10 protein-coding genes are annotated in these 8,983 nt (G+C 65.5%); 3 read left to right on the plus strand and 7 right to left on the minus strand.

Annotated elements, in window-relative coordinates:
• Positions 1-107 precede the first annotated feature (107 nt).
• Entirely contained in the window at positions 108-524 is a 417-nt protein-coding gene (locus B1C78_RS06225; protein WP_077278281.1) for a nuclear transport factor 2 family protein, read from the plus strand.
• Between the two features lie 93 nt (positions 525-617).
• On the opposite strand, the gene B1C78_RS06230 is transcribed toward B1C78_RS06225, so the two are convergent.
• The 5 genes from B1C78_RS06230 to B1C78_RS06250 all read right to left on the minus strand — a co-directional run bounded on the left by B1C78_RS06230 (position 618) and on the right by B1C78_RS06250 (position 6,172).
• Positions 618-1,478 carry a glycine betaine ABC transporter substrate-binding protein gene (locus tag B1C78_RS06230; protein ID WP_077278282.1) on the minus strand — a complete coding sequence of 287 codons (861 nt, stop codon included), beginning with the start codon at positions 1,476-1,478 and terminating at the stop codon, positions 618-620.
• Between the two features lie 22 nt (positions 1,479-1,500).
• Positions 1,501-2,355, minus strand: coding sequence for an ABC transporter permease (locus B1C78_RS06235; protein WP_077278283.1), 855 nt, complete (start codon positions 2,353-2,355; stop codon positions 1,501-1,503).
• Positions 2,352-3,599: a quaternary amine ABC transporter ATP-binding protein gene (locus B1C78_RS06240; protein WP_077278284.1), complete on the minus strand. Its 1,248-nt coding sequence runs from the start codon at positions 3,597-3,599 to the stop codon at positions 2,352-2,354. The genes B1C78_RS06235 and B1C78_RS06240 overlap by 4 nt, the downstream gene beginning before the upstream one ends.
• A gap of 146 nt (positions 3,600-3,745) precedes the next feature.
• On the minus strand, positions 3,746-5,101 hold the full coding sequence (locus tag B1C78_RS06245; protein ID WP_077278285.1) for an AmpG family muropeptide MFS transporter: 1,356 nt from the start codon (positions 5,099-5,101) through the stop codon (positions 3,746-3,748).
• 285 nt (positions 5,102-5,386) lie between these two features.
• On the minus strand, positions 5,387-6,172 hold the full coding sequence (locus B1C78_RS06250; RefSeq protein WP_077278286.1) for an exodeoxyribonuclease III: 786 nt from the start codon (positions 6,170-6,172) through the stop codon (positions 5,387-5,389).
• Positions 6,173-6,260: 88 nt separating this feature from the next.
• Here B1C78_RS06250 and pyrE point away from each other — a divergent pair, with 88 nt between their 5' ends.
• A complete protein-coding gene (gene pyrE / locus B1C78_RS06255) occupies positions 6,261-6,902 on the plus strand; it encodes an orotate phosphoribosyltransferase (RefSeq protein WP_077278287.1) in 642 nt (213 codons plus the stop codon).
• Positions 6,903-7,072: 170 nt separating this feature from the next.
• On the opposite strand, the gene B1C78_RS06260 is transcribed toward pyrE, so the two are convergent.
• Both B1C78_RS06260 and B1C78_RS06265 read right to left on the minus strand, forming a co-directional pair.
• Positions 7,073-7,432: a VanZ family protein gene (locus tag B1C78_RS06260; RefSeq protein ID WP_077278288.1), complete on the minus strand. Its 360-nt coding sequence runs from the start codon at positions 7,430-7,432 to the stop codon at positions 7,073-7,075.
• 14 nt (positions 7,433-7,446) lie between these two features.
• Positions 7,447-8,202: a sulfite exporter TauE/SafE family protein gene (locus B1C78_RS06265; RefSeq protein WP_077278289.1), complete on the minus strand. Its 756-nt coding sequence runs from the start codon at positions 8,200-8,202 to the stop codon at positions 7,447-7,449.
• 91 nt (positions 8,203-8,293) lie between these two features.
• Here B1C78_RS06265 and B1C78_RS06270 point away from each other — a divergent pair, with 91 nt between their 5' ends.
• Entirely contained in the window at positions 8,294-8,914 is a 621-nt protein-coding gene (locus B1C78_RS06270) for a DUF4124 domain-containing protein (RefSeq protein WP_077278290.1), read from the plus strand.
• Positions 8,915-8,983 lie beyond the last annotated feature (69 nt).

An 8,983-nucleotide genomic window follows, 5' to 3' on the forward strand; every position in this document is an offset into this window, starting at 1 on the left:
ATCTGGTCGTAAATCTGCGGTGACAACCTGTACATCGCCGCCAGCCGCCTTGGTGAAGTATCCGGGCTAACCTACCACGAATGCCACCGATACATCAGGCCCGAGACATGCGCGCGTACGACTCCCCCGAACAGGCCGAGGCCGCCTTCTACGACGCCTTCGAACGTGCCGACCTGGACGCCATGCGCGACGTGTGGGCCGATGACCGGCACGTGTGCTGCATTCATCCGGGAGGCGAACGCCTGGACGGCGTCGCCGCGGTGATGGACAGCTGGGCCGCGATCCTGGCGCAGGGCCCCGTGCTGCGCGTGCGCATCAGTCACCGCCGGACCCGGGTGAGCGGCGATCTGGCCGTGCACGTGCTGCGGGAAAATCTCTATTCGGACGGCGCGCTCAGGGGCATCGTGCTGGCGACCAATGTGTACCGTAGGGACGAGAACGGCTGGCGCATGGTTCTGCACCATGCCGCGCCGGATCCCAGTCCGCCGGAGATCGAGCCGCCGGCGCCTGCAGGGGTGCATTAGGGAGCTAGAGGCTAGAGGCAAGAGGCAAGAAAATAATGCAGGGGTCCTCTGCGATGAAGGCCCCGCGATAGCGGGGCCTCATCGGGTGCTTGCCTACTGGTAGCCGAGCCACTGTTGCAGGAGGTCGGGGTTCTCCTCGACCCAGCGGCGGGCGTTGTCGTAGGGGTCGCCCCCCTCTTCGTTCATGACCATGACCTCGGCCATCTGCTCCGGGGTCCAGTGAAACCGGTCCAGGATCGCATACGCGCCGGGCAGCTCCTCGGCGAGGTCGGCGCGAACGATGGTGTGAATGGCCTCCTCGCCGCCATACAGGCCCTGGGGGTCTTCAAGGTACTTGAGGTCCCAGCGGCCTTCCTTCCAGTGGGGTGTCCAGCCGGTCACCACGATCCAGTCCTCGTTGCGGATGGCCTCGCGCAGCGCGCCGGTCATTGTGGCGTCGGAGCCCTCCATGAGGCTCAGTTCAAGCCCGTAGGCCTCGATGGCCTCTTCCGTGGTGCTCATGATGCCGGCGCCGGGGTCGATGCCGATGATGCGGTTGTCGAAGCGCGCGGCGTGCTCGTTGAGCTCCTCGATGGAATCGATCTCCACGTAGGCGGGTACCACGAGCCCGATGCGCGTGCCTTCCAGGTTGGGGCCGAGGTCGTCCACGCGATCCGCCACCTGCTCCAGGTAATGGCCGTGGGTGGTGGGCAGCCAGGCCGCGACGAAGGCGTCCCGATCGCCTGTCGCCACGGATTGCCACATGGCCGCGGCGCTCACGGACGTGGTGCTCACGTTGAACCCGGCTTCTTCGAGCACCACGCGGATCACGTTGGTGCTGGCCACCTCACTGGCCCATTCCACGTAGGCAAGCCTGATCTCGCGGGGCTCCTGGCCGGGGCCGCACGCGGCGACCAGCACCGCCAGCGACAGCGCCGCGAAGGCGCCCAGCGTGCTGCGTAATAGTCTCGTCATGAGATCCTCCTTGCGGTTTGCATTAGTGGCGTTTTGTGCCCGTCTGCCCGATGCGCTGGGTCACGCGATCGAGGATCATCGCCACGATCACGATGGCGATGCCCGCCTCGAAGCCCGCGCCGGGCTGCAGACGCTGGATGGCGCGCCACACTTCGCCTCCAAGCCCGCCCGCGCCGATCATGGCGGCAATCACCACCATGGAGAGCGCGAGCATGATGGTCTGATTGATGCCCGCCATGATGGTGGGCACCGCCAGCGGCAGCTGGATCTTGAACAGTTTCTGGGCCCGGGTCGCGCCGAAGGCATCGGCCGCCTCCGTGAGCTCCGCGGGGACCTGGCGGATGCCGAGCGTGGTCAGGCGGATCGCCGGGGGCATGGAGAACACCACCGTGGCGAACATGGCCGAGACCTGCCCCAGGCCGAAGAAAGGGATGGCGGGGATGAGGTACACGAAGGCCGGCATGGTCTGCATGAAGTCCAGTACCGGCATGATGGCCCGGTGGAAGCGCTCGGACAGACCGCCCAGGATGCCGATGGGCATGGCGATGGCCACCGCGACCGCCGTGGCGAACATCACCAGCGTCAGCGTCTCCATGGTGGCGTGCCAGAGCTGCAGGTTCCACAGGAAGGCCAGCCCGGCCGCGGTGCCGATGCCCACGCGCCTGCCGGCCAGGTACCAGGCCAGCGCGGCGAACAGGGCGATGACCACCCAGGGCGGGGGATAGGTGAGCAGGGTGACTACGGCGTCCACCCCGTTGCCCAGCACGTTGCTCACGGCGCGTGTGATGAAAGCGAACTTGTCGGTGAGCCAATCCAGCCCGAGGTCGATGTACTCGGCCAGGGGGAACTTGCCGACCAGGGGGAATTCGCGGCTCATGCGGCAGGCACCTCCCTGTCGTCCTCTGCCGGATCCTCCGCCCGGCCCCCCTCGGTCTCCCGGCCTCTGGTGTCGGCCAAGGCCGACAGTACGTTGCTCTTGACGATGGTACCCAGCAGCCGATCCTGATCATCCACCACCGCCACGGGGACGCGCACGTCCGCCAGCAGTCCGATCAGCTGGCCCATGGGCTCGTCCGGCCCCACCCGCGGGCAGTCGGTCCTGAGGATGGCGCACACGTCCCGGTCGCCGCGCCTGATGGCTTCGGCGGTCTCCTCGGCCAGCACGTAGCCGGCAAGGGTGTTGTCACGGTTGAGCACCAGCAGGCTGGAGTAGCTGACCTTCTCCATGCGATGCAGCACGGCGCGCGGTCCTTCGTGCAGGAAGGCCACGGCACCCGCGTCACGCATGACCGTGCCCGCGGTGAGTACCTGGGACTTGTCCACGTCCTCCACGAACCGTTCCACGTAGCGGTTGGCCGGGGAGCTGAGGATCTCCTCGGGGGTGCCCGTCTGAACCACGTAGCCGTCCTTCATCAGCACGATGCGATCGCCCAGCTTCAGGGCCTCGTCCAGGTCATGGGTGATGAACACGATGGTCTTGCGCACCCTCGATTGCAGGGCGATCAGCTCATGCTGCATGTCCCGCCGGATGAGGGGATCCAGGGCGCTGAAGGCCTCGTCCATGAGCAGAATGTCCGGGTCAACGGCCAGCGCCCGGGCCAGCCCCACGCGCTGCTGCATGCCGCCGGAGAGCTGCGAGGGATAGGCCTGTTCCCAGCCCTCCAGGCCCACCTGGCGCAGCGACTCCCCGGCCCGTTCGACACGTTCATCCCGCTCCATGCCGCGCACCTCGAGACCGAAGGCCACGTTGTCCAGAATCGTGCGGTGGGGAAAAAGCGCGAAGTTCTGGAACACCATGCCGAACCTGCTGCGGCGCAGTTCCAGGACCTGGTCGTCGCTCAGGCGCGCAATGTCCTGTCCGTCGATCTCGATGCTGCCCGCCGTGGGTTCGATGAGCCGGTTGATGCAGCGGATCAGCGTGGATTTCCCGCAACCGCTGAGACCCATCACCACGACGATCTCGCCCTCCTCCACGTCGAAGGAGACATTGGCGATGCCGAGCGTGAGGCCCGTTCGCTTGAGGATCTCCTTGCGGTCCAGCCCCTCCTTCAGGAGCTGCATGGCAGGGCCGGTGGGCTCGCCGAAGATCTTGGTCAGATTGTGAACACGGATCTTGGACATGGTCGGTTTGTGGTCAACATCCCCTCCAAACCGCCGCACAGGGGCGTTTCAGAACAATGAGCGACGGACGCGCGCCGGACAGGTGCGCGTGAGTGCGTGAAGATCAGGGTTTCATCATACGCCCCTGGTCAAAGGCATGGAAATGCTCACCCGGGCGGCTCCGCCCGCCGGGGAGCCGGTGCGGGAAAACGCCACATGAGAATCAGCAGCAGCGGCAGCCCCGCCAGGGCGAGCCCGGCTGTCATGGCGAAGAAGATGACCCAGTCGCCGTCCAGCTGGTCCACCATCCAGCCGCTGGAGGCCGACAGCCAGATGCGCGCGAGGTTGCCCAGAGAGGCCAGTAGGGCGTACTGGGTGGCGGTGTAGGCTACGTTGGTGAGGCTGGACAGGTAGGCCACGAAGGCCACGGTGGCCAGTCCGCCGGTGAAGTTGTCGCTCATCACGGCGATTTTGAACACCGTCATGTCCTGACCGGCCATGGCCAGCCAGGAGTAGGTGAGGTTGGTGCTGGCGGCGGCGAAGCCCGCGAAGAACAACGATTTCAGCACCCCGAGACGGTAGACCAGGAAACCGCCGACGAGTATCCCGAAGGCATTGGCCGCCAGGCCGTAGACCTTGGACACGTTGGCGATGTCCGTGAGCGAAAAGCCCATCTCCCGGTAGAACACGCCCGACATGCGCCCGAGCAGGGCGTCGCCGAACTTGAACACGAAGATGAACACCAGGATCAGCACCCAGCCGTCGCGACGCATGAAGTCCGCGAACGGGGCCACCACGGCGCCGTAGAACCAGGCGGCCATATCCGCGGTGAGCCCGCGCAGCCGGTGCATGTGATGCAGGCGGTCGGTGACGCGCCGTTCCCGGGCGATGGTCTCCGCCGTGGGGCGTACCGAGGGTTCCGGAGACAGCAGGATGGCCAGCACGCCGATGCCGATGGCCAGCGCGAGCACGGCGTAGGCGGTGTTCCAGCCGAAGGTGGCCGCCAGGTAGAGTCCGCCGGCGCCGCCCACCAGGGTGCCGCCCAGATGCCAGCCCCAGATCGCCGATGCCGATCCGGCACCGTACTGGTGCGGTTCCAGCACGTCGATGCGGTAGGCGTCGATGACGATGTCCTGGGTGGCCGAGACGAAGGCCACGAACAACGCTGCCACCGCCACGGCCATGAGATTTTCCGAGGGGCTCGTGAGCGCCATGAAGCCGATGGCGAGGATCAGCCAGCCCTGGGCGAACAGGGCCCACCCGCGCCGCCTCCCGAAGCGCGCCGTGAGCCACGGCAGGGGCATGCGGTCCACCAGCGGCGCCCAGAGGAAATTGATGGCGTAGGGCGTGGTGGCCAGCGCGAACAGGCCGATATCGGTGCGGCTCACGCCCTCGTCACGCAACCAGATGGACAGATTGCTGAACACCAGCGGCGCCGGCAGCCCTGATGAGAACCCCAGCGCCAGCAGCGTGATCATGCGCCGGTCGTAATAGACCTTCAGACTCTCAAGCCAGGCGTTCATGGTCTGCGGCTGCCGGTCGGGTTGTTTGAACCGCGACGCAAAGACGTTGAGAAAATCCTGGACAGGATGAACAGGATTGATGGGGATTAACAGGATGGGAAAGATTCAGAAACGACCGGCCCGTTCCACGGGAGATTCGGTTGCCAAGCGTCATCATGAAGGTTATCCCGATCCTGTCCAGAGTGCTTACGCCTTTATTCCGAAAAATCCTGTGAATCCGTCTTTTATCCTGTTAATCCTGTCCATTTGCTGTTTCTGCGCCTCCGCCTCTCTGGGGCAATCTTTTCACAGGTCCGGCGGGAAAGGCAGGTCGTAGTCCATGGTCAGGGGGGCGTGGTCGGAGAATCGTTCGGCCGTGTAGATATCGGCCGAGAGGACCTTGTCGCGCAGGCCCGGGGAAACGATCTGGTAGTCCAGGCGCCACCCCACGTTCTTCGCCCAGGCCTGGCCCCGGTTGGACCACCAGGTGTAGCGGTCGGGGCGCGGGTCCACGACGCGGAACGCGTCCACCCAGCCCACGCGGTCGAACACCTCGTCCAGCCACGCGCGCTCCTCCGGCAGGAATCCCGAGTTCTTCTGGTTGCTCTTCCAGTTCCTCAGGTCGATGGGTTTGTGGGCGATGTTCCAGTCGCCGCAGATGATGAATTCGCGGCGCCTGCGACGCAGTGTCCTGAGATGTTTCATGAACGCTTCCATGAATCGGTACTTGGCCGCCTGGCGGTCCTCGCTGGAGGAGCCGGAGGGCAGGTAGAGGGAAATCACCGAGAGCTTTCCGAACTGTGCCTCGATATAGCGTCCTTCGGGATCGAACTCCTGCGAACCCAGCCCCGTGATGATGCGGTCCGGTTCGGTGCGGCAATAGACGGCGACACCGCTGTATCCCTTCTTCTCGGCGTCGTGGTAATAGGTGAAATAGCCCTGGGGCCAGAACGCCTCGTCGCTCAACTGGTGTTCCTGGGCCTTGGTCTCCTGGAGGCAGACCACGTCGGCGTCCTGCTTCCGGAGCCAGTCGAAGAAGCCCTTGCGGGCCGCGGCACGGATGCCGTTGGCGTTGAGTGTGATGATGCGCATGGCTGCGCAGGTTAACGGCCCCGAGCCGATGTGGAAAGTGTTCTCCCGTGCTTTCCTCCTGTAGGGCGCATCTTGTATCTTCCCCTGCATGAAACCCTACCAGTTCGATTTTCTCGCCTTCTGCCTGGAACGCGGCGTATTGCGCTTCGGGGAGTTCACGCTCAAATCGGGGCGCGTCAGCCCGTATTTCTTCAATGCCGGGCTGTTCTGCACCGGCTCGGACCTGAGCCGGCTGGGACGCTTCTATGCCCGGGCGCTCAGCGAGTCGGGTCTTGCCTTCGACATGCTGTTCGGGCCCGCCTACAAGGGCATCCCCCTGGCTGCTGCCACCGCGATCGCCCTGGCGGAGCATCACGGGCGCGATCTCCCCTGGTGTTTCAACCGCAAGGAAGCCAAGGACCACGGCGAGGGTGGCAGCCTGGTGGGCGCGCCGCTGGCCGGCCGCGTGCTCATCGTCGACGACGTGATCACGGCCGGCACGGCCATCCGCGAATCCGTGGAGATCATCCGTGCCGCGGGTGCCCAACCCGTGGGCGTGGCCATCGCGCTCAACCGCCAGGAACGCGGCAAGGGCGATCGATCCGCCATCCAGGAGGTGGAAGCGGACTTCAGCATGGATGTCATCAGCATCGCCGCCCTGGACGATCTCATCGCCTTCATGCGCGAACGCGGTGGTCTGGATGAACACCTCCAGGCCGTGGAGGCGTACCGGGTGCAGTATGGTGTTTGATGGGTTTGAAAAGCGTGAACCGCAAAGGGCGCCAAGGTATGCGCGAAGGAACGCGAAGGGTTTCCCGATCTTTTAGTTCAAATGCCTTGGCGCCCTTCGCGCATGCCTTCGCGTACCTTTGCGGTTGAGCTTTTTTCGGTTCGGCTTTTTTCGGTCCAGCTTTCCGGGACCTATCCGCGAAACCCGCGTGAGACCGCCGCGATCACCAGGCCGAGCACGACGCCGGCACCGTTGGCGACGATATCCAGCCATTCAAAGGTGCGCGTGGGGGTGAGGTGCTGCAGACCCTCCAGTGCGACACCCAGCACAAACACGCCGCCCGCCACCGTGATCGTGTAGCGGGGGTGGGCGTAAAGGCCCAGCACCGTAAGGATGGCGTAGGCGATCACGTGGCCCGCCTTGTCCGAGAGTCCCGTCTCCGGGATGTTGGCCGCGGGCATCAGGCTCCCGGCGATGATCAGGGCGGCAAACCCCCAGAAGGCGATGATGCGGATGTGCGCCCAGCGCCTGCGGGTGATGGATTCACTCATCTCGGTGGCCGAGGTTACCGCAGGATCAGGCTCAGGCCCACCAGCAGGGTGACCGCCTCGAAGGCCCGCTTGATCCAGCGGTTGCCGTGACGGATCCCGAGGCTGGCGCCCAGATACCCGCCGATCAATGAGCCTGCCAGCAGGGCCGGCAGCCAGGTCCAGCGGATATCGCCCAGTATTCCCAGCACCACGGCCCCGGTGCCGTTCCAGAAAATCCCGACAAGCACCAGCGTGTAGGCCACCGCGCGCTTGTAATCCAGCCCGAACCAGCGCACAAGCCAGAGGGTGGCGAACAGCCCGGTGCCCGAGGTGAGCGACCCGTTGAGCACGCCGATGACGAATAGTCCCGCCCCGCCCACCAGGTAGCCGTGTCCGGTGCGATGGCTCGGTTCATAGACCTGCCCCAGGCTGGGGCGGAACACCGAGTACAGCCCGAGACCGATGGTGAGCAGACCCAGGGCCACCTCGGCCCCCCGTTCCGGCACCTGGAGGATGAAGCTGGCGCCGATCGTCACGCCGGGCAGACCGGTGATCAGGATGAACCCTGCAAAGCGCCGCTCCAGTGTGTTTTCCTTGAGATGCCTCAGGGCCGCCCCCAGCCCGAGCGCCACGCTGGCCACCTTGTGGGTGGCCAGAGCGACCCCGAAGGGCAGCCCGAGGAAGATGAGCGCGGGGAGCTGGATCAGCCCGGCGCCACCGCCGGACAGGGCCGACAGCAGGTTGGCGGCCAGGGCGATGACGAACAGCAGGATCTGGTCCAGGATAGACAAGGCGGATGGCCGTCGGCCCCGATGGTTTACAATAGTCGATCAGCCGGACCGGCTTGCCCGGGCCGGGAGAGGTTAACACAGGGTCCGGAATATGGGATTTGCAGTCAGACTGGTGATGCTGGCGAGCATCGGCGCCATGCTGGCCGCCAGCGTGGCACAGGCGCAGATGTATCGCTGGACCGACGAGGAGGGGCGCGTGCATTACAGTGACTCGCCGCCCCCGGAAGCCTCACGCCAGGAGCGCCAGATCCTCGACGAGCGCGGATTGAGACGAGGCGTCCTTGAGCGCGCGCGAACGCCCGAGGAGATCGAGGAGGCCCGCCGGCAGGAGCAGGCGGAAGAGGAGCGCCGCCAAGCCGAGGCGGAGCGGGAACGCCGCGACCGCATTCTCCTTCAGAGCTTCGGTTCCGAGCGCGAACTCATCGCCGCCCGCGACGACCGGGTGGCGCTGATCGACGGCGCCCTGCACATCACCGAGGAAAACATCCGGGGCCTGGAGGAACAGAAGGCTTCGCTGGAGCGCCGCCGGGATCTGATCGCCAGCCGCGGTCGCGAGCCGCCGGAGGCACTGGACGAGGATATCGCCTCCGTGCAGCGCCAGATCCGGGTGCAGGAACAGCTCCGGGAGGAACGCACGGCAGAGCGCCGGCGCATCATCGAGCAGTTCGATGCCGACCTGGAGCGGCTGCGGGAACTCCTGGCGGAGAGGTGACGGGGCGCTTTCGCGATTCAAGATTCAAAATTCAAGATTCAAAGGGGTGAGTGCGCTCGCCCAATGAAT

This window comes from Thioalkalivibrio denitrificans (assembly GCF_002000365.1).
GTDB classification, from domain to species: domain Bacteria; phylum Pseudomonadota; class Gammaproteobacteria; order Ectothiorhodospirales; family Ectothiorhodospiraceae; genus Thioalkalivibrio_A; species Thioalkalivibrio_A denitrificans.